Genomic DNA, 22,256 nt, shown 5'->3' with positions numbered 1-22,256 from the left:
TATTTTCAGATAAATCATTTATGTACGGGAGGATCTTCAAAAAGAGAGCAGCAGCACACTTTTGTAATACCGCTGCTCTCTGTAAAGAATGCATTATTTAATAGACAATCAGCTCATCCGCAAATAGAAATCCTTTTTTCGGATTTGTTGCTACGACACGTACAAAACGTGCTTGTTGAGGCTTCGCTAATTTCAATTCAAACCGTTTGAAAGTTAAGGTTGGGTCTTGATCAGAAACGTCGTTCTGTACGATACCGACCTCTCTGAAAGTTCGACCATTTTCGGATAATAAAACTTTAAATTCTCCAGGCATATATACGCCAGGACCTGTAATCTGCATGAAATTCATGGCAACACTATTGATCTCTTCACGTCGCTCGAAATCAACAACAACATCAAGATCTTTTAAAAATCCTTGCCATTGCCCATCTTGGTATGTTAACCCGCCTTTAACACCGTTTGTTAATGTCAGTTCTTTCTGTGCAGGATATCCATCGTCCCATTTATTTGTATAAGAAACAGCTTTTCCTATTGCTTTATGAACATCCAGTTGGATCGTTTCGATGGGTCCGACCTGAGTTGAATCTAAAAAGTAAGCTGCTTTAACAATCGTAGGAACAGAGAGATCAAATGAATTGTTATAAGGGGTTGCTTGATAAGTGGGTTTTGATCCATCTATCGTAAATCGGATATTATCTGCATGTAATTGTTCGGTCGTTAATGTTACCGTATTTGAGGCCTTCTTTGCATCAAAATCTACGGAAGCTTTTACATTGTACGATGGTCGATAATAATTGATATCGAAGTGCTGTAAAATTTTATAGTGTGATTGCAGTCTTTTATGGAAGTTCGGCCAATTTTTTAGATCAGCTTTTGTCCAGACAACTTCAGCTAAAGCTAATGTTCTTGGAAAAGCCATGTATTCTAATTGTTGATAATTAGGCATGTATTCTGCCCATAAATTTGCCTGAGCACCTAAAACATGCTTAATTTTATCTTGCTGAATAGCAGCTGGAATAGGGTTGTATTCATAGACTTTACTGATAGGAAGGTATCCGCCAATTGTTTCAGGTTGCGTTCTAGGGTCCGTTTGGTATGAATCAAAATAAAGGTGGGATCCTGGGGTCATGATGACATCGTGTCCTGCATTAGCCGAATTGATACCTCCTGATTCGCCTCTCCAGCTCATCACAGTAGCACCTTTTGTCAATCCTCCTTCTAAGATTTCGTCCCAGCCGATAATTTTACGACCTTTAGATTGGACATATTCATCCATCTGTTTAATCAAGTAACTTTGAAGTTCTTCTTCAGATTTTAAACCTTCTTTTGCTTTTAAAGCTTGACATTTAGGACAGGTTTTCCAATGTTTCTTATCGGCCTCATCTCCTCCAATATGAATGTAAGGTGAAGGAAATATGGCAATAACTTCATCCAGTACATTTTTTAAAAACTCATAAGTTTTCTCATTACCGACACAGAATTCAGATTGTGTATAAGGTTTACCGGAGCAGGATAATTCGGGGTAAATGGCTAAAACTTCTTCAGAGTGTCCAGGCATTTCAACTTCAGGAATGACATTAATCCCCCGTTGCGCGGCATAGGCTACGAGTTCTCGGGCTTGATCCTGTGTATAGAATCCACCACTTGCATTTGGAGTTCCTGCATCCACATATTGACGGCCATTGTTCCACCAGTCTTTCCATTTTACATGCGTGCGCCACGCCGCTTTATTGGTTAATTCTGGGTATTTCTTAATCTCTAATCTCCATCCCGCTCCATCAGTCAAATGCCAGTGCAGATTATTCAATTTGTAGAGAGCCATAACATCTACAAATTTCTTCATAATGGGGAAAGGAATAAAATGACGTGAAGGATCTAAATGTAATCCGCGATATGAAAAACTTGGTTGATCTTCGATATCCACAGCATTTATCTGAGCAGGATTGTCCTGTAAGTAGCCGAGTTGAACAAGTGTGTAAATGGCATTGATGGCAGGGGCAACTTCATGAGCTAAGATAACAATTCCTTTATCAGTAATACCGATGCGATAGGCTGCTTTATCTAGTTTATCTGTTTCCTCAGCTTTTAAGATGCGAATTCCTTCTTTGGGGGCTTTCTTTATCTTTTTTACAATTTCGGTCGTAATAGATGTTATAGCCGGATGTTCCGTTAGTAACTGACTGGCATTTATGAATTCTTCTGAAACATAAACTTTTGGAAAAGCTGGAATTTGATAGGAACCAACTGCTAGTGTAAGACTGCTGGGTTTCGGTATTAAGTCAAAATTTTGCTGAGCAAATATTTTTAGGGGTAAAAGTCCCGCTAAAAGTACCAAAGTTACTGAATGGCTAAATCGCATGTGAATTGGTATTTAATATGATGTTTTACAAATATCATAAAAAAAACAATACGTTCAGCTGTATGATATAGGGTGACAATGGTTATTATGATAGTATTCAAACAAAATGTCGATAAAAAATTACATTTATAATCATTAACTTTGCATCATGATTGAACTTCCAGTTATCCCTGCAACACAAACACAGCGTAAGCCAGATTGGTTGCGTGTAAAATTGCCAGTTGGTAAAGAATATAGACATGTAAGAGGACTAGTAGACGAGCATAAGCTACATACGATCTGTGAGAGTGGAAACTGTCCTAATATGGGTGAGTGTTGGGGTGCAGGAACTGCTACATTCATGATTTTAGGCAATATTTGTACACGTTCGTGTTCGTTTTGCGCTGTATCAACGGGGCGTCCCAAAGCTGTTGAACTGGATGAACCAGCGCGAGTTGCTAATTCGGTTAAACTGATGCAGGTGAAACATTGTGTCATTACTTCTGTCGATCGTGATGACTTGAAAGATGGGGGTTCTATCATTTGGGCAGAAACAATCAATGCTATTCGTCAAGAAAGTCCTACTACTACTTTAGAGACTTTGATTCCTGATTTTAAAGGACAATGGGAAAATCTTGATCGCGTGCTTGCTGTTCGTCCAGAGGTTGTATCTCATAATATTGAAACCGTAAGACGTTTGACTCGTGAAGTGCGTATTCAAGCAAAATATGATCGTTCATTGGAATGTCTTCGTCGTATTTCTGAAGCCGGTCTGCGTACCAAATCGGGTATTATGCTTGGTTTTGGAGAGACTGAGGAAGATGTTGTTGAGACTATGCAGGATTTATTTAATGTCGGGGTTGATATTTTAACAATAGGTCAATACTTACAGCCGACTAAGGCTCATCACCCTGTAGTGGAGTGGGTTACACCTGCACAGTTTGATAAATATAAAGAAATTGGTTTAAAAATGGGATTCAAATATGTTGAATCTGGTCCATTAGTGAGATCTTCTTATCATGCAGAAAAGCATTTGTTTGATATGCAATAGAAGAAAAAATATATATTAGAAAAGCCCTTATTATAAATAGTAAGGGCTTTTTTTTGTGGTTTTTTGATTTAAAATTGGCATATTTAAGTTATGACTGCATTGGAACATTTCAAAACCTTATATCTTATTGATGACGACTTAATGTTGTTGTTTTCTCAGATTATTGAAACAAAGGAATTTTATAAAGGAGATATAATTTTTGAACCTGATAGCTACTTAAAATATATTTATTTTGTAGAATCTGGCTTAACACGAATCTTCTACTATAAGAATGGTAAGGATATTACACATTATTTCTTTGGACCCAATACATTTAGTACAGGTATAGAGAGTGTTTTCTATCAAAAACCTTCTTTATTTGGTTTTCAAGCCTTGACCAAATGTAAAATTTCATTCATACCTTTTCAACATATTTTGGAATTAGCAAAGACTCACATTGTCGTGAATCAGATCATTCAAAAAGTTTTACTCGATTCGGTGATCAGTTTCTCCAATCGGTTTTATAATATGCAGTTTCAAACGGCTATGGAACGATACCAATTATTATTAACAGAAAATTCGGAACTTCTTAAAAATGCTTCTTTAGGACATATTGCCTCATATTTAGGGATGTCGCAACAGACTTTATCGGTAATAAGAGGACAACTTGATTAATTTTTTCCTTTTTAAGATATCTTAAAAATTAAATCTTAAAACATACGCATCTTTGTATTGTTACTTAATATACTAATCGACCCTTATGCGAGTTATGAATATGTTAGTTAAAAAGATTTCATGCTTTATATTTTTAATGCCTTTTCTGTTTCAAAATACAACGTTTGGACAGCAAGGTATTAGTCCCCAGCTAAAAGAATTTATTCAAAAGGCAATTCAGAATAATAGCGATATTAAGAATAGTTATTTAGAAAATCAGAAAACCCTTTTAGATAAGAATTCTGTGAGCGGAAAGTTATTACCCCACATATCTGCTATGGGCATGTATGGATATCTCAATGCTAGTGGAGAATTGGATCTTCCAACAAAAACCCTTCCGATCTTGGGACTGAATCTTTTTGAAGGCGCACAAAAATTTAATACCTCTTCTCAGGTTGGCTTTGCAGGTGTAAATGCGACACAGGTTATCTTTAGTGGTCTACAGATTACGAATGGGAAAAAAGCTTTGGACGAAAAGTATAAAGCACAGCAGCTGATGACCGAGGCCGGTTATGAGGGCCTTGCTCAGGAAGTGGTGCAGACTTTCGACCAGATCATGTTATTGAAAGAAGTTGATGCCTTGATTGCTGATTCGGAGAAAAGATTGAATAAGGAGCATCTTAAAGTAGTAAAAGCGATCGAGAATGGTTTGGCTATACCTTACGATCGTGATAAAATTAAATTGGCTATGCTGGAGTTAGAAAGCAAGAAAGCCGAATCGACCAATAGTCGTGAACTCTTATATTTTAAATTGGAGGAATTGACTAAAATGCCTCTAGATAGTCTTAAGACAGTGAGCTATCCATTGGAACTAGCGATTGTAGATCCGATACAACCTGCTGTAGAGAACAGGAAGGAAATGCAAGCTTTGGCAAGTTCTCAACGTGCATACGAGTATGTACTGAAAAAAGAGAAGGGTGCAAAATTACCACAGATTTTTGCTTTTGGTAGTGCTTTTTATTTCAACGCCTTTGACACAAAGTTCAAATTCAAAGATGTACCGCTTGCCGGTGATCTTAATTTAAGTGCTAATCATTTTCAGATGGCACCGGGTTTTGCTGTAGGGGTTGGTGTTAAGTGGGATGTATTTGATGGAAATCAACATCGAAATAATATCAAAAAAGCAAATCTGGATCTGGTTATGAATCAGAATAAATGGAATGATACGCGGGATAAACTAATGTTGCTGCAACGTAAGACAAATTCGGATTACCAGTTGTCGATGAAAAAAATGGCGGTGCATGAACAGCAGATAAAAATTGCAAATAATAATCTTTCATTGGCATCAAAGCAATTTGAAGCTGGATTAATAGATGTAACGGAAAGGTTAAGTGCAGAAAATGAGCTTTACAAGCAGTCACTTAGTTTTTATAATCAACTTTTATTACAGCGTACTGCTGTTTTAGAATTATTAAAATCACAAGGAAGTCTTTATCAATCATTAGTGAAATAATTATGAGAAAATATATATCTATACTTGGAATCGCGGCATTAATGCAAAGCTGTAGCAATGAAACTCCTCTTAAAAATACTTTTGAGGGAAAGATTGAGCGGGATCAGATTGCTGTAACGACCAAGATTCCTGGAAAAATACATCAGATTTTAGTGAGTGAGGGCGATGTTGTGCAGGCTGGTGACACCTTGATGATTTTGGAGTTTCCAGAGGTTGAAGCCAAATCTATTCAGGCTAAAGGGGCTCTTGAGTCTGCTGAAGCGCAATATAAAATGGCTGTAAAAGGAGCAACAGATAATCAGTTGAAACAATTGCGAGCGAAGCGTGATGGGTTGCGTGAGCAATTTGAATTTGCACAGAAATCACTTAATAGAATGCAAAACCTCATTAAGGACTCTTTGGTTGCTCAACAGCAGTACGATGAAGTTTATATGAAATTTCAAGGGGCAAAGAATCAATATTTAGCTGTTCAGGCCGAACTTGCGGATGCTGAAAACGGTGCACGAATAGAACAGCAGAAAATGGCTCTGGGACAAAAGGAGAGAGCAATAGGGGCGGTATCAGAAGTGGATGTTGCAACGAAGGAACGTTTTATCATCGCGCCTCAAAATATGACAATTGAAACCATAAATTTAAAAGTAGGGGAACTTGCTTTGGCGGGATATAGCTTAATTTCTGGTTACTTGGTGGATGGTACCTATTTTCGGGTTACAATTCCTGAAAAGCAGTTACATAACCTGACAGTAGGAAGTAAGCAGCAACTTTCATTTCCATATTTAGAGAATAAAAAAATAGAAGCTGAGGTGGTTTCCATTAAAACATTGAGTTCTTATGCGAATATTGCTACGGCTTATCCTGATTTTGAACAGCAGGAATCTTTGTTTGAGGTAAAATTGAAACCTGTGCAAAAAGATGGTTCGGATAAATTATTGACTAAGGCGACGTTTATTCTTCATCTTGATAACACAAAATAAGTATTATGCGCACATTCGTATCCTTATTAAAACGAGAATTTAGGCTCTTTTTTCAAAATAAAGTGTTATTGATGCTTTTTGTGGGCGCACCTATTTTATATGGAGTGTTAATTGGTGCAGTTTATCAAAAGGGTAAAGTGACTCATCTACCTATTATCGTTGTAGATCAAGACAGAAGTCCGCTAAGCAAGCAACTGATCACAATGTTTAATGAGAGTGAGGTGATTTATGTTGCAGCAGTTTTGCCAGATGCTTTTAATGCAAAACAAGAGGCATTGAAACATGAAGCAACGGTTGTGGTACAGATTCCAAAGAATTTTGATTCGGATGTGAACTATAACCATTCTACGGAGTTGACGCTCTTTGTCAATGCAGCCAATACATTAACTTCTAATTATGCGAGCATGGCGGCGAATGTTTGTGCAGCAACATTAAAAGCTGGTATTCAGATTAAAGCACAGCAGAAGAAAGGTGTCCCAGGGTACGTAGCCAATCAGCAATATGAACCTTTTAAAACTACAATCATTAAACAGCATATTAAAAGCGGAAACTATTTATATTTCATGCTTCCGGGCGTGCTATTGACAGTATTACAACAAGTGATGATGTTAGCTTTGGCATTAAGTTTTGCATCAGAGTTTGAAAAGGGAACATTTAAGGAGTTAGTATCTAAATCGTCTAATGTGCTGCTGCTGATTTTAGTGAAAATAGCTCCTTTTTTGATCATGTCCGTAGGTATTTATTTTCTTTATTATGGTTTTTCACTTTTTTATAGAATGCCTCTTGAAATACCAATTGGTCCGTTTTTATTAGGAACTATATTCTTCTTACTCGCAGTTAGTTTTATCGGTATACTGGTGAGTATTATTATTCCGAGTCAACTTAAAGCAACCGAGATACTCATGGTTATCGCTACACCAAGCTTTATCTTGAGCGGCTTTACGTGGCCTTTGAGCCAGATGCCTGATTGGGTAGTCTATATCTCTAAATTGATTCCGCTGACACATTATTTAGAGATCTTCCGGGTGTTAGTGATAGAACAGGGGGCAGTTGCAAATGTGAAATCCTCGATCTTAGCGCTGGCTTTGACAACTGTTGTTTGTTTTATTCTTTCATTTGTTCTATTGTATTTAAAAGTTCGAAAAATAAAGAAGGAGAATGCACCAGTTGTTAAGGAGATTGAATGATGTGTATGAATATAAGGATAAGTGCATGAAGGTTAAAACATACAGTTTTAATATTTTACAGATTTCAGTTTAAAAATAATTTCATTACCTGTAATCATAATTATTATAATACAATAATAAATGATTTTTGACTTTAATTTATTGTAAATAAGTGTGTTAAATAATTTTGGGATTGTTTTGTGGCACTTGGTTTGAGCGATTCTTATCAAAATAAACTAACGCTATCTTCTATTATGAAAGCAATAAAATTTTCAGGAATAACTGCAGCTATCGTTGCCTCTTTATTGGTTTATGGAGCAGCCTCAGTATCTGCGCAACAGACGCATCCTGTGAAAAAATCGGAACCAAAGGTGAAGCCAGCAGCACCGGTTAAAGAAAATCCTGAGGCGGCAAAGGATTCAACTGCAGGAAAAAAGACTCCTGACAGAAAGGGTAATAAAATGATGCCTAAAGCTAAGCCACCAGGTAAATAAAGAACCAGATTAAAGGGTTTTATGACTGATCTCATAAAACCCTTTTTTTATTAACCATTAGTAACGTTAAATATCTGTTAACGTGCTTGTTGTTAAGGTGTTTTGGCATTTGTTTTGATTTTTAAAACTAGTTTTACACTTAAATATATTGGGTTATGAATACCTTAAATTATTTTAAAAAAATGGCAGCATTAGCTGCATTTGTTTCTGTGTTTGGTATTACCATGAGTACTGCACAAGAAACTACTCCAAACAAGGCTGTTAAAAAAACAGAGAAAGCGGTGAAGGATAATACCGTAAAAGCAAAAGAGACAGCTAAAAAGGAGAAGGTTTCCGCAAGTAAAACGGTAAAAGCTTCGGAAAAAGTAAAGGAGAATGCTGCAAGTACAAAACAGGTCGCTGAAAAAGAAAGTAAGGTTGCTAAACCAGATGCCGTTAAAGCTACTAAAGCTGGCGGAAAATCGAAGGATGAAGCAATAAAAGCGAAGGAAGTAAATAAGCAATCGGTTAAAAACGAAAGCGCTTTATCAAAAGCGGAATCTGAAAAAGCGATTAAATCAACTGAGAAAGCTAAAAGTAATGTGACAGCTTCAACAAATAAGGTGAAAAAATCTACTGCAACTACTACTAAAGCAACTGCAGGCAAGTTATCTTCAGAGAAGTATAATGGTCATGATGTATATATTGGCCCAGAAGGTGGCAAATACTATATCAATAGTAATGGTAATAAGACTTATATTCCAAGAAATTAATTTGAATCTGCAAGGCTCATTTGAGCAAAGCAAATGATTTGATAATATCAAAAAAGGCTATTCGAATAACTCGAACAGCCTTTTTCTTTTTCAAAAATCAAAATAAATGATTAACAGTACTCGTCAAATGCAGCTGCTAAATTATCAGCGATCATTTGGGCAGAGCGACCTTCAATCATATGTCTTTCTATCATGTGAACTAATTTGCCATCTTTGAATAATGCCATAGCAGGGGAAGACGGAGGATAAGGCAACATATAGTTTCTAGCTTTATCAACAGCTTCTTTTTCCATACCAGCAAAAACAGTAACAAATTTAGTTGGATGTTTTTCATTTTTTACTGCAGCTTTAGCAGCAGGACGAGCATTTGCCGCTGCACAACCACATACTGAGTTTACAACCACAAATACAGTTCCTTCTGTAGCAATAGCCGCATCAACTTGCTCAGCAGTTTTTAATTCTTCGAAACCTACATCTGTAAGCTCTTTACGCATTGGTTCTACTAAATATTCTGGATACATAATCTTCTTTTTTAAATTTAATCATACAAATATAAGTGTTGTTAGGAGCTAAGTCAAGACGTTAGTCTCAAAACAATGTCAGAATTTTACAGCTTTCAAATTCAACGTTTTGATTTAAAGGTATTGAATGGTATTTTTGCTAATAAATTTAAAACTTAAAAAGAATAATATATGTCATCAGTAGAAAGTACGTACGTACCATACAAAGTTAAGGACATCACCCTTGCTGAATGGGGCCGTAAAGAAATAGAATTAGCGGAAGCTGAAATGCCGGGTTTAATGAGCCTTCGTGCTGAGTTTGGTGCTGCAAAACCTTTAAAAGGTGCGCGTATTGCAGGTTGTCTTCACATGACTATTCAGACAGCTGTTTTAATTGAAACTTTGGTTGAACTGGGTGCTGATGTGACTTGGTCATCTTGTAATATCTTTTCTACACAAGACCACGCCGCTGCTGCTATTGCCGCTGCTGGGATTCCTGTATATGCTTGGAAAGGTATGAATGAAGAAGAATTCAATTGGTGTATTGAGCAAACATTATTCTTTGGTGAAGAGCGTCAACCGTTGAATATGATCTTAGACGATGGTGGTGATTTAACAAATATGGTGTTTGATAAATATCCAGAATTGATCGCTGAAATCAAAGGTTTGTCTGAAGAAACAACTACTGGTGTTCACCGTTTATACGAACGTATGAAGAACGGTACATTGCATTTACCAGCTATCAACGTAAATGATTCTGTTACAAAGTCTAAATTTGATAATAAATATGGTTGCCGCGAATCTTTAGTGGATGCTATCCGTCGTGCAACAGATTTGATGTTGGCAGGTAAAGTTGCTGTTGTAGCGGGTTACGGTGATGTAGGAAAAGGTTCTGCAGAGTCTTTACGTTCTGCTGGTGTTCGTGTTATCGTTACTGAAATCGATCCTATCTGTGCTTTACAGGCTGCTATGGAAGGATTTGAAGTGAAAAAATTTGCTGATGCTGTTAAAGAAGCTAATATCGTTGTTACGACTACAGGTAATAAAGATATTGTTCGTCCTGAGCATTTCAAATCAATGAAAGACAAAACGGTCGTTTGTAATATCGGTCACTTTGATAATGAAATTGATGTTGCCTGGTTAAATGAAAACTATGGTAATACAAAAATTGAAATTAAACCTCAGGTTGATAAATATACGATTGACGGTGTTGATATCATTTTATTAGCAGAAGGTAGATTAGTGAATTTAGGCTGTGCTACGGGACATCCTTCATTCGTAATGTCAAATTCATTCACAAACCAAACGTTAGCGCAATTGGAATTATGGACGAATACGGCTGCTTATGAGAATAAAGTGTACACACTTCCAAAATATTTGGATGAGAAAGTTGCTCGTTTACATTTAGCGCATATCGGTGTTGAACTGGATGTGTTGACTGAAGAGCAGGCTTCTTATATTGGTGTTACAGTTGACGGTCCGTTTAAAGCGGAAGCTTACCGTTACTAGTATTATTTTTTGTAAAAGCCTCAATTGATTTCAATTGAGGCTTTTTTGTTTATTGCTGTTGGTCGCTTTCACATAACTGACCATGCATTCATAAAGGTGAAAATAATCAGTAATGTAATTAAGATATAATGTTCTTTAAATTTTATGAGTAGAATATAAACTAGAATAATTGGTAATATTAATTGAAATATAACATATACGATCATGTCTAGCTGTAATGTATACCGATCATAAGTTTCATTGATTCTACTATCTTCTATTTTTGTGCAGATATAAAACCATAATAGATATTGATAAGCATTCAATAGGATGCTTAAATAGGAAATAATTAAAATAAGCTTTTTCATAATTATGTAAATGAATTGTTTACCAAACTTATTTTAATATTATCTTAATCAATTTGACAAAAGTCAAATAATTATGTATTTGCTCTGATCCGACTTAATGTTGATAAATTAATGCCTAAATACGAGGCAATATATCTTAATGGTATTCTTTTAAGAGCCTGTTGGTTTTCTTCAATAAATTGGAAATAACGATCTTTTGCAGATAACATTCTTAAATTATAAATGCGTTTTTCTGAATTTATATAGTATTCCTCCGTCATTCTTCTTCCGAAATAATTGAATTCTGGGAAATCTTCATATATTTTTTCTAATTGTTTTTTGGGAATTTTAATTATTTCACAATCTTCAATAGTTTCGATCGCTTCTACAGATGGTTTATTGCTAAAAAAACTAAATACAGATAAAACCAGATCATTTTCAAATAATAAGCTTGAGGTTTGATTATTTCCCTGTTGATCGTAAGAGTGAATTCGAATGGAGCCCGAAAGAATAAAATAAATGTGTTGACTGATTTGTCCTTCTTTGAGTAATTTGGTTTTTTTTGGATAGTGAATAATTTCAGTGTATTCGTCTAAAAAGTTGATTAATCCTCTTGATGGTTCTTTATACTTAAAGAAAATTCTAGCAATTTTTTCTGTATTCATAAATTGGTTCAGTTCTGCTACAAAGCCTATTGCATGTTAAAATACGATTTATTTTGCGGTGATAACAAGATAAAATCTTTTTTATGATCAATATTACTTTTGACATTTCTATAACCGGAATCTATGAATTATGAACGAGCTTCGATATCAGTTTAATACAAATGGCAAAAAAGTTATTTGCTTTTAATCGCCTTAAGTGCATTTTCAAAACGTTCAGCTCCTAATCCGGAAATAATGGCATATCGAGCATTGAGTTGATTTAATTCCTGTTTCCAGACTTCCATAAAGTGTTCACGTTGCTCCGGGAAATCGCGTAATGGATCTTCCTCCCATGGTAGATCGATATCCATGAGTAGGAAAAGGTCATATGGTCGTTGTTGTATTTCGTTTTTTACTTCCTGAGGTGTATCACCAAAGAGATGATCACACCAGATTTTGACAGTCAATATAGTTGTATCACATATCAACATATTATTATGGACTAAAGGTATTAAAGTGTCTTCAAGCGCGATTTGTCCATAATACATATTAACTTCATCTTGCAGCGTGTATTCATTATGCAAGTTTTTACAATATTCACGTGCAAATTCAGGAACGCAAACCGTGTTGAAATGTCTTGCTATAGCCTGAGCAATCGTTGATTTACCTGTTGATTCAGGTCCAACGACAGCTATCTTCATTAATTCTGGATTTGATGTACTCATTTGTGCGCATAAAGTTAGGCATCTTGTTTGGACATTATTGCATAAAAGTACGATAAGTGGACTTCCAGTCTCTATAGCCTCCCCAAGCAATCACGGCAAATACAAAATATAGAATCGCCGTTAGCAATAAACCTTTATGTAGATAAAGCGGAATATAACAGATATCTACAAAAACCCATAGTACCCAGTTCTGCAGTACTTTTCGTGTCATTAAAAATTGTGCAACAAAGCTTAAGGCAGTGCAAAAACCATCTGCATATGGAACGTCTGAATCGGTCAGCTTTTGTAGAAAAGTGCCAAGCAAAGCAGTCAGGATTCCGATAGTAATTATCGTGAACAGCATTTCACGTTTTGTAAAGGAGACAATAGGTTTATCGTTTTCCCTGATTTTCTTTGACCAATAATACCAACCATAAATGGCTGTACCTAAAAAATAGAGTTGTAATACTGCGTCCCCATATAATTTACTATGATAGAAAATATAGCCATAGGTCACCACACTGATTACGCTGATGGGCCAATTAAGGATATGTTGTTTAGCTGCGAGATAGACACATAAAAAACCGGTGATGGTACCGATCCATTCAAGCATGGTTGTCTGGGCAAATTGTTGTATAATCTGCTGTATAATTGCTGGCATAGCTCTCGTGTCTTTAGAAGTAAAGATACGAATTTAGCAAAACCGTTCATTTGTCCAAAAGTAATTTTAGGACATCAACACCTAAGATGAATTGCGCACTATTAAAGCTATCGTATAGAACGATCTTTAAGGTGCTCAGTCACTATTTTCATTTATTGTACTTGCTTGTTTGCACAAGTCGTACTGGCAAATGATTCAGGTTTTGCCTTGAATACAAAACCCATTCCCATAATGTAACCCATGGCTTCTTTTAATGCGACATTAGATTGAAAATTAGGATTGGTATTAATGTCGGCATGGACTTCCAGATCGACTTGGTACTGCTCTAGGAGTGGACAAAGTGCGTAAGCAACGTCGATGGATTTTTGAACTTCGAGGAGCATACGTTCTTTAATGCCCATCAGGTGATTTCTTTTATCTTTATGTACGAACATAAATCCGCCTCGGTGTTCTCGGAGGAAAACAATAACGGTTGCAAAATCAATAGTTCCTCTTTTAATCTGTGAATCTGTTCCGATATAGACTTTGAGCTTATTGCCTAGATCTATTTCTTTTAAGATGTTGGTTTCAACAGCATCCCATATGGATGTCTTGATGCTTTCGCCATTGTATTTCTGCCAAGTCATATAAAGATAAGTTAGTTTGTGTATGTGCGTATTTCATTTTGTTGTTTAAATTTACTGATATATAATGTGTTAAGAGCGGTACTCTGTATTAAGTTTTTACTACTAAATTATTAAAAGACTAATGCTTATTTCCAAAAGCAAGGTCTCCCGCATCGCCTAAACCGGGTACAATGTATGCTTTGCTTGTCAGTTCATTATCTACTGCTCCGACCCATATTGTCGCTTTGGGTAAGAATGCCTGCACATGTCTGATACCTTCTTCGGAAGCGATGGCGATAACAATATGTAATTCTCTAATTGCATAATCATTTAAAAGATCTTTACAGCATAATACTGCGCTTTTTCCAGTGGCTAGCATCGGATCGGCAACAATGACAATTTTGTTATCAAGATTTGGGGTGTTTACATATTCTTTATGGATTTCAAATTCACCACTTTTCTTGGTGTGGCGATAGGCCGCAATAAATGCACTGTCCGAGTGATCGAAAACATTCAACAAACCTTGATGTAAGGGTAATCCTGCTCGTAAAATAGTTGCCAAAACGGGTTGATCAAGGAGCATTTGCGTATTAGCAACACCCAATGGTGTTTCTACATCTACAGGTGCATAAGTCAGTGTTTTACTGATTTCATAGGCAAATATTTCCCCAAGGCGTTCTAGATTGCGCCGGAAGCGCATGCGGTCTTTCTGAATGTTGACATCACGTAGTTCTGCAATGTATTGATTTGCGATGCTGTTCTGTGTGCTGAGGATATTGAGCATATCGTGTAGATTTTAGTGATTATACCAATTTACACAAATATTATTACTTATTGTTTGTTTAAACGGAAAAATAGTTGTGAATAACAGACTCAATTGAATAATATAAATGCCTCATTTATTTTGATTAAATTTGTATTACTTGAATAAGATTTTATGAAGTTCCAACTTACGTCTGAATATAAGCCTACTGGAGATCAACCTACTGCAATCAAAGAATTGGTGCAGGGTTTAAACGAAGGAGAACAATACCAAACACTCTTAGGGGTGACTGGATCTGGAAAAACGTTTACAGTGGCGAATGTGATTCAGCAAACACAGAAACCGACTTTAATACTCAGCCATAATAAAACATTAGCAGCTCAGCTCTATGGAGAGTTTAAGCAGTTTTTTCCGGACAATGCTGTCAATTATTTTGTCTCTTACTACGATTACTATCAGCCGGAAGCTTTCATAGCGTCATCGAATACGTATATTGAGAAAGATTTAGCGATCAATGAAGAGATCGAAAAATTACGTCTCGCTACTACAACGGCACTGATGTCGGGCAGGCGTGATGTTATTGTTGTATCTTCTGTTTCCTGTATTTATGGTATGGGTAATCCTGAAGATTTCTCCAAGTCGATTTTTCGATTTGCTGTTGGGACAGTGATTTCCCGTAACGCATTTTTGCATCGCTTGGTTGAGATCCTGTATGCGCGTACTACGACTGAATTTAAGAGAGGTACTTTTCGTGTGAAGGGAGATACAGTAGATATTTTTCCAGCCTATTTGGATTTTGCCATTCGCGTATCATTTTTTGGTGATGAGATTGATGAGTTGAGTGAAATCGATCCGGTAACAGGAAAGACCTTAAGTAGAATGGAAGATCTAGCTCTTTTTCCTGCAACACTTTTTGTAACGCCAAAGGAAAAGTTTACTTCAACGATCTGGGCGATTCAAGAAGAGATGGTGCAACGTAGAACACAGTTGGAAGAGGAAGGAAAGATGCTGGAAGCGAAACGTCTGGAAGAACGTGTTAATTACGATCTGGAAATGATGCGAGAGCTTGGCTATTGTTCCGGAATTGAAAATTACTCCCGGTTTTTTGATGGTCGTGAGCCTGGGATGCGTCCTTTCTGTTTACTGGATTATTTTCCCGAAGATTATTTACTTGTTATAGACGAGAGTCATGTAACGATTCCGCAATTACGTGCCATGTATGGTGGAGACCGTTCCAGAAAAATTGCTTTGGTAGAACATGGTTTTAGGTTACCAGCAGCGCTTGACAATAGGCCTTTGAATTTTCCTGAATTTGAATCTTTGACGAATCAGACGATTTATGTTTCTGCGACACCGGGAGATTACGAGTTACAGCAGACGGAAGGTGTGTTTGTCGAGCAAGTTATACGGCCGACAGGGTTGTTAGATCCGATTATTGAAGTTCATCCTGCGATTAATCAGGTGGATGATTTCCTTGAGGAAGCAGATAAGGCCATTAAAGCCGGAGGACGTGTGTTAGCGACAACGTTGACGAAGCGTATGGCAGAAGAGTTAACCAAATATATGACTAAGCTGCATATAAAAGTTAGGTATATCCACTCTGAAGTAAAGACATTGGAACGGGTCGAAATATTAAGAGGATTGCGTCTTGGTGAATTTGATGTTCTGGTAGGGGTTAACTTATTGAGGGAAGGTCTTGATTTACCTGAAGTAACATTAGTCGCGATATTGGATGCTGATAAGGAAGGTTTTTTGCGATCTCAGAGATCATTGATTCAGACAATCGGTCGTGCTGCGCGTAATGACAAAGGGCGTGTGATCATGTATGCAGATCGGATGACGGATAGTATGGCTGCTACTATTGATGAGACTACCCGCCGTCGTGAGAAACAAATGAAATATAACGAAGACCATCATATTACGCCTCGAACTGTCGGAAAAACTAAAGAGGAGATTATGGAGCAAACCTCGGTCGCTGATTTCAATGGACTGGAGCCGAAGATATATGTTGAGCCAGATCCTTCGGTAGCCATTGCCGCAGATCCGGTGTTACAATATCTTGGTGAGAAAGAGCTTAAAAAAGCGATCGACACAGTTCGTAAGAAAATGGAAAAGGCAGCTAAAGAAATGGACTTCTTAGAAGCCGCTAAACTTAGAGATGAGATGTTCTCCTTAGAGAAAATATTTGATGAACGATTTAAATAAAAAAAGGGCTTAAGCCCTTTTTTTATTCTTTTTCTTTATATAAAGTTTTGTCGCCTTTAATTAATGTCCAGCAATGCTGATCCTGAATTAACTTGTAATCCTGATTTTCATACTCATATTCTTTGACGTGTTTTAAGACAATGCTTTCTGGGCTTTCTTTTAGAAAAACCTCTGCGGCATGTTTCTTATCATCAATAATCAGAAATGCCGCTGTTTCATAGCTATCTGAATTATTAACGATATCCAATTGTATCTGCTCAAAAGGCCTAACACAGCTATCTTTTAAAGTTGACCAAGTGTATCCTGCACTTGCGATACAGCCGTGCTTGTCTTTATCACCGCCCACTGTCGCTGTTTCTTTGGATTGGGTAGCCTCCTTGTTCTTTTGTTGGCATGAAACGAACAAAAGCGAAGCAACCATGATACTGTTAAGTAAACGATTCATATATGATGGTGTTTTGAATTGAGAGTATTCCTACACAAATTGTACCATATAAAATATACCTTTTTGGTAGATAATTTTTCATAAACCTTTCTTTTGTCAAAACGCTTCTTTATTTTTATAAGAATAAGTAATTACCTAAACAAAATAAACACAAAAAAATATATGAAAAAGCCAATTGTTGTTATCAAGTTTGGCTCAGCTTCTATTACGACAGCGGACGGGGAGGTAGATGAACGGATCGTATTGGAGATCGCAAGACAGGTCGCTCAAATACAACAGCATTATAATGTCGTTCTGGTTTCTTCAGGAGCAGTTGCGGCAGGGAAAAAGTTTTTGACACGGTATTCGGGGACTTTGTCAGAAAGAAAGGCTGCAGCAGCTATTGGTAATCCTTTGTTATTGCAAATTTATAGTACTTATTTTCGACCCTTTAAAATTGCTTTAGCTCAAAGTTTATGTGAGCGTCAACATTTCGCAAATAGGAATCAATTTGTGCAATTGAAGAATACTTATGAAACTTTATGGAAAAATAATATTATTCCTATTGCCAATGAAAATGATGTGGTGAGTAATAAAGAATTGAAATTTTCTGATAATGATGAGTTGGCGACTTTGATTGCGGTTGGCTTTGGTGCTGAGCAAATTTTATTTACAACTTCGGTACCCGGAGTTATGGATTCGGAAGGAATAGTTATCCCCGAATTAAAAGTGATCGATAAGGCCGCACTTTCTTTAGCAAGAACAGATAAGTCTTCTGTCGGTCTTGGTGGTATGACGTCAAAATTAAATTTTGCACGGTTGGCTAACCAGATGGGAATACGGGCTGTTATTTTTAGCATGCAAACTGAAAATGCCTTGCTGAAGGCGATCGAAGGTCAGACGGGTACGATCTGCATGGCACAGCCTAAAAAGGTTTCTTCCCGCAATAAATGGTTAGCAAGTGGAAGTTTAATTAAGGGTAAAGTAATTATTGATAGAGGTGCTGTAGAGGCACTTTTGCAACGAAAAAGTCTCTTACTTGTTGGTGTTAAAACCTGTGTTGAACAGTTTGAGGAAGGTGAAGTGTTCCATATTTTTGACGAAGATGATCAAATCATTGCTGTTGCTAAATCTAAGTGGGATATGGGCGATTTAATGAAGAATGTAAAACGTAAAGATATCATCTTAGCACATGCTGATGATATCGTATTGTTATAATATGGAAAATATCACAGAGCAATTAGAGGCAGCATTGGCTGCTACACGGGATGTAAATCAATTGGATTCAGATACAAAAGCGCATATTTTAACTGATTTGGCAGAGGCATTGCGAGCACGAGTTACTGTTATTCTATTTGAAAATGAAAAAGATCTGAAATTATTAGATGCAGATGATCCGAAAAGGGATCGGTTGGTTTTGAATGCCGAAAGGATGGAGGCTTTGGCAAAAAGTGTGTTGGATGTTGCTAAACTTCCTGATCCTTCCGGAAAGTTATTAAACCAACAGGTTTTGGATAATGGTTTATTGTTGGAAAAGAAAGCAGTTCCTTTGGGGGTAGTCGCGGTTATATATGAGTCTAGACCGAATGTGACTATTGATGTGGCTGCATTATGTATTCGCTCAGGCAATGTTTGTCTGTTGCGGGGTGGCACGGATGCTTTTCATACAAATCAGATATTGGTTGAGATCATTCAAAAAGTTTTGATTCAGAATCATTTAAACCCAAATATTGTTCAATTACTGCCAACAGACCGGAAATTTGTACAAGAATTACTGACGGCAACTAAATTTGTGGATATTATTATCCCCCGAGGTTCGCAATCATTGATTGATTTTGTTCGTGCGCATGCTAAAGTACCCGTTATTGAAACAGGTGCTGGGGTGTGTCATACCTATGTAGAGCAATCAGCAACAATCGATAAGGCTGTTGCTATTGTTGCTAATGCAAAAATATCCAGACCTTCTGTTTGCAATGCATTGGATACCATATTATTAGATGAAGAGATTGCTGATTTATTTTTAGATGGAATTATCGTTCCCTTTGAAAAGGAGCGGGTGGAAGTTTTTGCTGATGAACGGAGTTATGCTATTTTAGAGCGATTGGGATATCCATATTTGCAACAAGCAAATGAAATTGATTTTGGACGTGAATTTTTAGATCTTAAATGTTCTATTAAAGTATTAAACGGACTGGAACAGGCTTTGACGCACATTGCTACTTATTCCTCCCGTCATTCAGAATGTATTGTCTCCAATGATTCGGAAAAATTGGAACGATTTATGAATGCTGTGGATGCTGCTGCAGTGTATGCCAATGCCTCCACGCGATTTACAGATGGTGGAGAATTTGGTTTAGGAGCTGAGATCGGTATTTCTACACAAAAGCTTCACGCTAGAGGACCTTTTGCCTTAGAAAAATTAGTGACTGAAAAATGGTATGTAACGGGTAATGGACAAATAAGATAGTATGGGAATTAGATTTGAAAGTAATTCATTGTTGAATTGGACAAATGAAATGGGTAAGTTTTTGAGATTACTTGTCGATGAACAGCATGTTTTTGATGAGCCTTCATCCATTGTATTTGATAAAGCTTATGATGAGTTTTTTAAAAAAAGCCGTCAATTTTTCTTGACGGTAACTGATGAAGCTTTATTAAGCTACGCGAAAGAAGATCTGGAAGTGGAGCAGATAAGACCATTAGCATTGGTATTGATGCACGATGGTTTGAAAAGTGTGGACGTTCAAGAACAGCAAATCTTACTTTTAAAATCTAAGTTGTTATTAAATTATGTGATGAAAGAAACCTCTAGCTTTGCATTTGAAGATTATGGCTATTTAGCAACAATAGATGGTAAGCTTGCTTAATGGCAGATAAAATTTGATCACTTTTTAATCTGCTATCCTTAAAATAGAGGAAAATAAAAAGATTGACAGGGCATGATCGGTTGCCCTGTCAATCTTTTTATTTTAGTATCTCTCTAGCAATGACTAATCGCTGTATCTCAGATGTTCCTTCATAAATTTGTGTGATCTTTGCGTCACGCATCAATCTTTCCACATGGTACTCTTTTACATAGCCATATCCACCATGGATCTGAACGGCTTCAATACTTGTTTTCATCGCAACTTCGGAAGCATGTAATTTGGCCATTGCCGCTTCTTTGCTGTAGGGCAACCCTTGATCTTTTGTCCATGCAGCTTTATATGTCAATAGTCTTGCGGCTTCTATTTCAACTTCCATATCTGCGAGTTTAAATTGGATAGCCTGATGCTCAGCAATTGGTTTTCCAAAGGTTTTTCGCTCTTTTGCATAAGCAAGAGCGAATTCATAAGCACCTGCGGCGATACCTAATGCTTGGGCCGCAATACCAATTCTACCTCCATCTAATGTTTTCATGGCAAATTTGAATCCAAATCCATCTTCACCTATGCGGTTTTCTTTAGGGACTTTAACATCAGTAAATAAGAGTGAGTGGGTATCTGAGCTTCTGATGCCAAGTTTATTCTCTTTTGGTCCGATTGTAAAACCAGGCATCCCTTTTTCTACAATCAGTACATTTATTCCGCGATGTGCTTTTTCGGGATGCGTCTGTGCAATGATGAGGCAAATATCGGCATTACCGCCATTTGTGATCCAGTTTTTAGTGCCATTTAAAAGGTAATGATCTCCTTGATCTATTGCTGTTGTGTGCTGGGATGTTGCATCTGAACCCGCTTCAGGTTCGGATAGGGCAAAAGCGCCTAGCTTTTCTCCAGAAGCTAAAGGTCTTAAGTACTTTTCTTTTTGCTCTTCGGTGCCAAAAGCTTCTAAGCCGTAGCATACAAGAGAATTATTAACAGACATGATAACTGCAGCTGATGCGTCGATTTTAGCAATTTCTTCCAAGACCAAGGTATAAGCTAATGCATCAAGCCCTGCACCTCCATACTTACTGTCTACCATCATGCCCATAAATCCTAATTCACCCATTTTCTTCACCTGATCGTAAGGGAATAGTGCTTTCTCATCCCGTTCTATGACACCCGGTTTTAAATCCTGCTGCGCGAAATCTCGAGCAGCTTCCTGAATCATGCTATATTCTTCGTTTAATTCAAAATTCATAATGTGTACATTGGTAATGGTTTGTAAGTAAATATACTTATTTTATTATTATGCTTGCATAATAAAGTTTAATAATTTTTAACAGGTTTTTGTAAAAAACAAAGCTTAGATTTTGTTATGAATAAAAATCTACTATATTTGTAGAGTATATAGTGTATTACGAATTTAAAAAAAAAGATATGAGTTTAAGATTAGGAGATGAAGCGCCAAATTTTAAAGCGCAGACGACAATAGGAGATATTGATTTCCATGAGTTTATTAAAGATAGTTGGGTTGTGTTTTTTTCGCACCCTTCTGATTATACACCAGTTTGTACAACTGAACTTGGACGGACAGCGAAATTAAAATCGGAGTTTGATAAAAGGGGTGTGAAAGCAATTGCGCTAAGTGTTGATCCTGTTCAAGATCATTTGGATTGGATACAGGATATCAACGAAACCCAGCATACTACTGTTAATTTTCCGATTATTGCTGACGAAGATCGTCATGTATCCGAATTGTATGATATGATTCACCCCAATGCTTCTGCAACGGTAACAGTACGTTCGGTATTTATTATAGGGCCAGATAAAAAAATTAAATTAACACTAACGTACCCTGCATCTACCGGACGTAATTTTGATGAAATATTACGTGTTATTGATTCTTTACAGTTGACTGCCGATTATTCTGTAGCGACACCTGCGGACTGGAAACATGGAGAGGATGTGATTGTGGTCCCTGCAATAAAAACGGAGGATATTCCTGCAAAGTTCCCGAAAGGATTTAAAGAAATCAAACCTTATTTAAGAACGACTCCACAGCCTAATTTATAGATTAGGGTATACTGTAGCGTCCTAGAATAGGTTGACATATAAATTTAACGATAATTATCCTTACTTGACTATTTC

Annotated in this window: 22 protein-coding genes; 13 read left to right on the top strand and 9 right to left on the bottom strand. The window is 36.8% G+C overall.

Annotated features, from left to right (window positions below; genetic code table 11):
- Window positions 1-97 precede the first annotated feature (97 nt).
- A complete protein-coding gene (locus ACFS6I_RS19460; protein WP_380923134.1) occupies window positions 98-2,359 on the bottom strand; it encodes a glycoside hydrolase family 20 protein in 2,262 nt (753 codons plus the stop codon).
- 148 nt (window positions 2,360-2,507) lie between these two features.
- Here ACFS6I_RS19460 and lipA point away from each other — a divergent pair, with 148 nt between their 5' ends.
- The 7 genes from lipA to ACFS6I_RS19425 all read left to right on the top strand — a co-directional run bounded on the left by lipA (window position 2,508) and on the right by ACFS6I_RS19425 (window position 8,921).
- Window positions 2,508-3,389: a lipoyl synthase gene (gene lipA, locus ACFS6I_RS19455; RefSeq protein ID WP_380923132.1), complete on the top strand. Its 882-nt coding sequence runs from the start codon at window positions 2,508-2,510 to the stop codon at window positions 3,387-3,389.
- Window positions 3,390-3,479: 90 nt separating this feature from the next.
- Entirely contained in the window at window positions 3,480-4,043 is a 564-nt protein-coding gene (locus ACFS6I_RS19450; protein WP_380923130.1) for a Crp/Fnr family transcriptional regulator, read from the top strand.
- Between the two features lie 100 nt (window positions 4,044-4,143).
- Window positions 4,144-5,535 (top strand): TolC family protein, encoded by a 1,392-nt coding sequence (locus tag ACFS6I_RS19445; protein ID WP_183916170.1) that lies wholly within the window; start codon window positions 4,144-4,146, stop codon window positions 5,533-5,535.
- A gap of 2 nt (window positions 5,536-5,537) precedes the next feature.
- Complete coding sequence (locus tag ACFS6I_RS19440; RefSeq protein ID WP_380923128.1) at window positions 5,538-6,509, top strand: HlyD family secretion protein; 972 nt, start codon at window positions 5,538-5,540, stop codon at window positions 6,507-6,509.
- A 5-nt stretch (window positions 6,510-6,514) separates the two neighbouring features.
- Window positions 6,515-7,696, top strand: a complete 1,182-nt coding sequence (locus tag ACFS6I_RS19435; protein WP_380923126.1) for an ABC transporter permease — start codon at window positions 6,515-6,517, stop codon at window positions 7,694-7,696.
- Window positions 7,697-7,929: 233 nt separating this feature from the next.
- Window positions 7,930-8,169 (top strand): hypothetical protein, encoded by a 240-nt coding sequence (locus ACFS6I_RS19430; RefSeq protein ID WP_132772536.1) that lies wholly within the window; start codon window positions 7,930-7,932, stop codon window positions 8,167-8,169.
- Window positions 8,170-8,351: 182 nt separating this feature from the next.
- Window positions 8,352-8,921: a hypothetical protein gene (locus ACFS6I_RS19425; RefSeq protein WP_380923124.1), complete on the top strand. Its 570-nt coding sequence runs from the start codon at window positions 8,352-8,354 to the stop codon at window positions 8,919-8,921.
- A gap of 110 nt (window positions 8,922-9,031) precedes the next feature.
- Here the strand turns inward: ACFS6I_RS19425 and ACFS6I_RS19420 are convergent, their stop codons facing one another.
- Window positions 9,032-9,442, bottom strand: a complete 411-nt coding sequence (locus tag ACFS6I_RS19420; protein WP_021190642.1) for a BrxA/BrxB family bacilliredoxin — start codon at window positions 9,440-9,442, stop codon at window positions 9,032-9,034.
- A gap of 171 nt (window positions 9,443-9,613) precedes the next feature.
- On the opposite strand from ACFS6I_RS19420, the gene ahcY reads away from it, so the two are divergent.
- Window positions 9,614-10,930: an adenosylhomocysteinase gene (ahcY, locus tag ACFS6I_RS19415; protein WP_021190641.1), complete on the top strand. Its 1,317-nt coding sequence runs from the start codon at window positions 9,614-9,616 to the stop codon at window positions 10,928-10,930.
- Between the two features lie 418 nt (window positions 10,931-11,348).
- Here the strand turns inward: ahcY and ACFS6I_RS19410 are convergent, their stop codons facing one another.
- The 5 genes from ACFS6I_RS19410 to upp form a co-directional block, all read right to left on the bottom strand.
- Window positions 11,349-11,921 (bottom strand): Crp/Fnr family transcriptional regulator, encoded by a 573-nt coding sequence (locus tag ACFS6I_RS19410; protein WP_132843895.1) that lies wholly within the window; start codon window positions 11,919-11,921, stop codon window positions 11,349-11,351.
- A gap of 173 nt (window positions 11,922-12,094) precedes the next feature.
- Window positions 12,095-12,625: an AAA family ATPase gene (locus ACFS6I_RS19405; RefSeq protein WP_380923121.1), complete on the bottom strand. Its 531-nt coding sequence runs from the start codon at window positions 12,623-12,625 to the stop codon at window positions 12,095-12,097.
- Window positions 12,626-12,659: 34 nt separating this feature from the next.
- Window positions 12,660-13,265 carry a nicotinamide riboside transporter PnuC gene (gene pnuC, locus ACFS6I_RS19400; protein ID WP_380923119.1) on the bottom strand — a complete coding sequence of 202 codons (606 nt, stop codon included), beginning with the start codon at window positions 13,263-13,265 and terminating at the stop codon, window positions 12,660-12,662.
- A 152-nt stretch (window positions 13,266-13,417) separates the two neighbouring features.
- Entirely contained in the window at window positions 13,418-13,891 is a 474-nt protein-coding gene (locus tag ACFS6I_RS19395; RefSeq protein WP_021190635.1) for a ribonuclease H-like YkuK family protein, read from the bottom strand.
- A 118-nt stretch (window positions 13,892-14,009) separates the two neighbouring features.
- Window positions 14,010-14,654: a uracil phosphoribosyltransferase gene (upp, locus tag ACFS6I_RS19390; protein WP_021190634.1), complete on the bottom strand. Its 645-nt coding sequence runs from the start codon at window positions 14,652-14,654 to the stop codon at window positions 14,010-14,012.
- Between the two features lie 153 nt (window positions 14,655-14,807).
- Here upp and uvrB point away from each other — a divergent pair, with 153 nt between their 5' ends.
- Entirely contained in the window at window positions 14,808-16,838 is a 2,031-nt protein-coding gene (gene uvrB, locus ACFS6I_RS19385) for an excinuclease ABC subunit UvrB (protein WP_183916158.1), read from the top strand.
- 22 nt (window positions 16,839-16,860) lie between these two features.
- On the opposite strand, the gene ACFS6I_RS19380 is transcribed toward uvrB, so the two are convergent.
- Window positions 16,861-17,283, bottom strand: coding sequence for a hypothetical protein (locus ACFS6I_RS19380; RefSeq protein WP_183916156.1), 423 nt, complete (start codon window positions 17,281-17,283; stop codon window positions 16,861-16,863).
- Between the two features lie 162 nt (window positions 17,284-17,445).
- Between ACFS6I_RS19380 and proB the strand changes: the two genes are divergently transcribed.
- The 3 genes from proB to ACFS6I_RS19365 are packed head-to-tail and all read left to right on the top strand — an operon-like array spanning window position 17,446 to window position 20,129.
- A complete protein-coding gene (gene proB, locus ACFS6I_RS19375) occupies window positions 17,446-18,480 on the top strand; it encodes a glutamate 5-kinase (RefSeq protein ID WP_380923116.1) in 1,035 nt (344 codons plus the stop codon).
- Between the two features lies 1 nt (window position 18,481).
- Complete coding sequence (locus ACFS6I_RS19370; RefSeq protein ID WP_380923114.1) at window positions 18,482-19,729, top strand: glutamate-5-semialdehyde dehydrogenase; 1,248 nt, start codon at window positions 18,482-18,484, stop codon at window positions 19,727-19,729.
- 1 nt (window position 19,730) lies between these two features.
- Window positions 19,731-20,129, top strand: coding sequence for a hypothetical protein (locus ACFS6I_RS19365; protein ID WP_380923112.1), 399 nt, complete (start codon window positions 19,731-19,733; stop codon window positions 20,127-20,129).
- A gap of 97 nt (window positions 20,130-20,226) precedes the next feature.
- Here ACFS6I_RS19365 and ACFS6I_RS19360 read toward each other — a convergent pair whose 3' ends face one another.
- On the bottom strand, window positions 20,227-21,366 hold the full coding sequence (locus ACFS6I_RS19360; protein WP_132843885.1) for an acyl-CoA dehydrogenase: 1,140 nt from the start codon (window positions 21,364-21,366) through the stop codon (window positions 20,227-20,229).
- Between the two features lie 179 nt (window positions 21,367-21,545).
- Between ACFS6I_RS19360 and ACFS6I_RS19355 the strand changes: the two genes are divergently transcribed.
- Window positions 21,546-22,181: a peroxiredoxin gene (locus ACFS6I_RS19355; protein WP_183916149.1), complete on the top strand. Its 636-nt coding sequence runs from the start codon at window positions 21,546-21,548 to the stop codon at window positions 22,179-22,181.
- Window positions 22,182-22,256: the final 75 nt, after the last annotated feature.

The organism is Sphingobacterium anhuiense, from assembly GCF_042686355.1.
Taxonomy (GTDB): Bacteria; Bacteroidota; Bacteroidia; order Sphingobacteriales; family Sphingobacteriaceae; genus Sphingobacterium; species Sphingobacterium anhuiense.
The sequence above is the reverse complement of the archived record's forward strand: the minus strand, read 5'-3'. Positions and strand labels throughout refer to the sequence as shown.

What these genes read in the sequence shown, in the direction of transcription:
- upp (WP_021190634.1), bottom strand. Translation starts at nt 14,654, where the DNA reads ATGCTCAATATCCTCAGCACACAGAACAGCATCGCAAATCAATACATT.
- ACFS6I_RS19355 (WP_183916149.1), top strand. Translation starts at nt 21,546, where the DNA reads ATGAGTTTAAGATTAGGAGATGAAGCGCCAAATTTTAAAGCGCAGACG.
- ACFS6I_RS19460 (WP_380923134.1), bottom strand. Translation starts at nt 2,359, where the DNA reads ATGCGATTTAGCCATTCAGTAACTTTGGTACTTTTAGCGGGACTTTTA.
- ACFS6I_RS19370 (WP_380923114.1), top strand. Translation starts at nt 18,482, where the DNA reads ATGGAAAATATCACAGAGCAATTAGAGGCAGCATTGGCTGCTACACGG.
- ACFS6I_RS19365 (WP_380923112.1), top strand. Translation starts at nt 19,731, where the DNA reads ATGGGAATTAGATTTGAAAGTAATTCATTGTTGAATTGGACAAATGAA.
- ahcY (WP_021190641.1), top strand. Translation starts at nt 9,614, where the DNA reads ATGTCATCAGTAGAAAGTACGTACGTACCATACAAAGTTAAGGACATC.
- ACFS6I_RS19435 (WP_380923126.1), top strand. Translation starts at nt 6,515, where the DNA reads ATGCGCACATTCGTATCCTTATTAAAACGAGAATTTAGGCTCTTTTTT.
- uvrB (WP_183916158.1), top strand. Translation starts at nt 14,808, where the DNA reads ATGAAGTTCCAACTTACGTCTGAATATAAGCCTACTGGAGATCAACCT.
- ACFS6I_RS19450 (WP_380923130.1), top strand. Translation starts at nt 3,480, where the DNA reads ATGACTGCATTGGAACATTTCAAAACCTTATATCTTATTGATGACGAC.
- ACFS6I_RS19410 (WP_132843895.1), bottom strand. Translation starts at nt 11,921, where the DNA reads ATGAATACAGAAAAAATTGCTAGAATTTTCTTTAAGTATAAAGAACCA.
- ACFS6I_RS19430 (WP_132772536.1), top strand. Translation starts at nt 7,930, where the DNA reads ATGAAAGCAATAAAATTTTCAGGAATAACTGCAGCTATCGTTGCCTCT.
- lipA (WP_380923132.1), top strand. Translation starts at nt 2,508, where the DNA reads ATGATTGAACTTCCAGTTATCCCTGCAACACAAACACAGCGTAAGCCA.
- ACFS6I_RS19420 (WP_021190642.1), bottom strand. Translation starts at nt 9,442, where the DNA reads ATGTATCCAGAATATTTAGTAGAACCAATGCGTAAAGAGCTTACAGAT.
- ACFS6I_RS19445 (WP_183916170.1), top strand. Translation starts at nt 4,144, where the DNA reads ATGTTAGTTAAAAAGATTTCATGCTTTATATTTTTAATGCCTTTTCTG.
- ACFS6I_RS19395 (WP_021190635.1), bottom strand. Translation starts at nt 13,891, where the DNA reads ATGACTTGGCAGAAATACAATGGCGAAAGCATCAAGACATCCATATGG.
- ACFS6I_RS19360 (WP_132843885.1), bottom strand. Translation starts at nt 21,366, where the DNA reads ATGAATTTTGAATTAAACGAAGAATATAGCATGATTCAGGAAGCTGCT.
- pnuC (WP_380923119.1), bottom strand. Translation starts at nt 13,265, where the DNA reads ATGCCAGCAATTATACAGCAGATTATACAACAATTTGCCCAGACAACC.
- ACFS6I_RS19405 (WP_380923121.1), bottom strand. Translation starts at nt 12,625, where the DNA reads ATGAGTACATCAAATCCAGAATTAATGAAGATAGCTGTCGTTGGACCT.
- ACFS6I_RS19380 (WP_183916156.1), bottom strand. Translation starts at nt 17,283, where the DNA reads ATGAATCGTTTACTTAACAGTATCATGGTTGCTTCGCTTTTGTTCGTT.
- ACFS6I_RS19425 (WP_380923124.1), top strand. Translation starts at nt 8,352, where the DNA reads ATGGCAGCATTAGCTGCATTTGTTTCTGTGTTTGGTATTACCATGAGT.
- ACFS6I_RS19440 (WP_380923128.1), top strand. Translation starts at nt 5,538, where the DNA reads ATGAGAAAATATATATCTATACTTGGAATCGCGGCATTAATGCAAAGC.
- proB (WP_380923116.1), top strand. Translation starts at nt 17,446, where the DNA reads ATGAAAAAGCCAATTGTTGTTATCAAGTTTGGCTCAGCTTCTATTACG.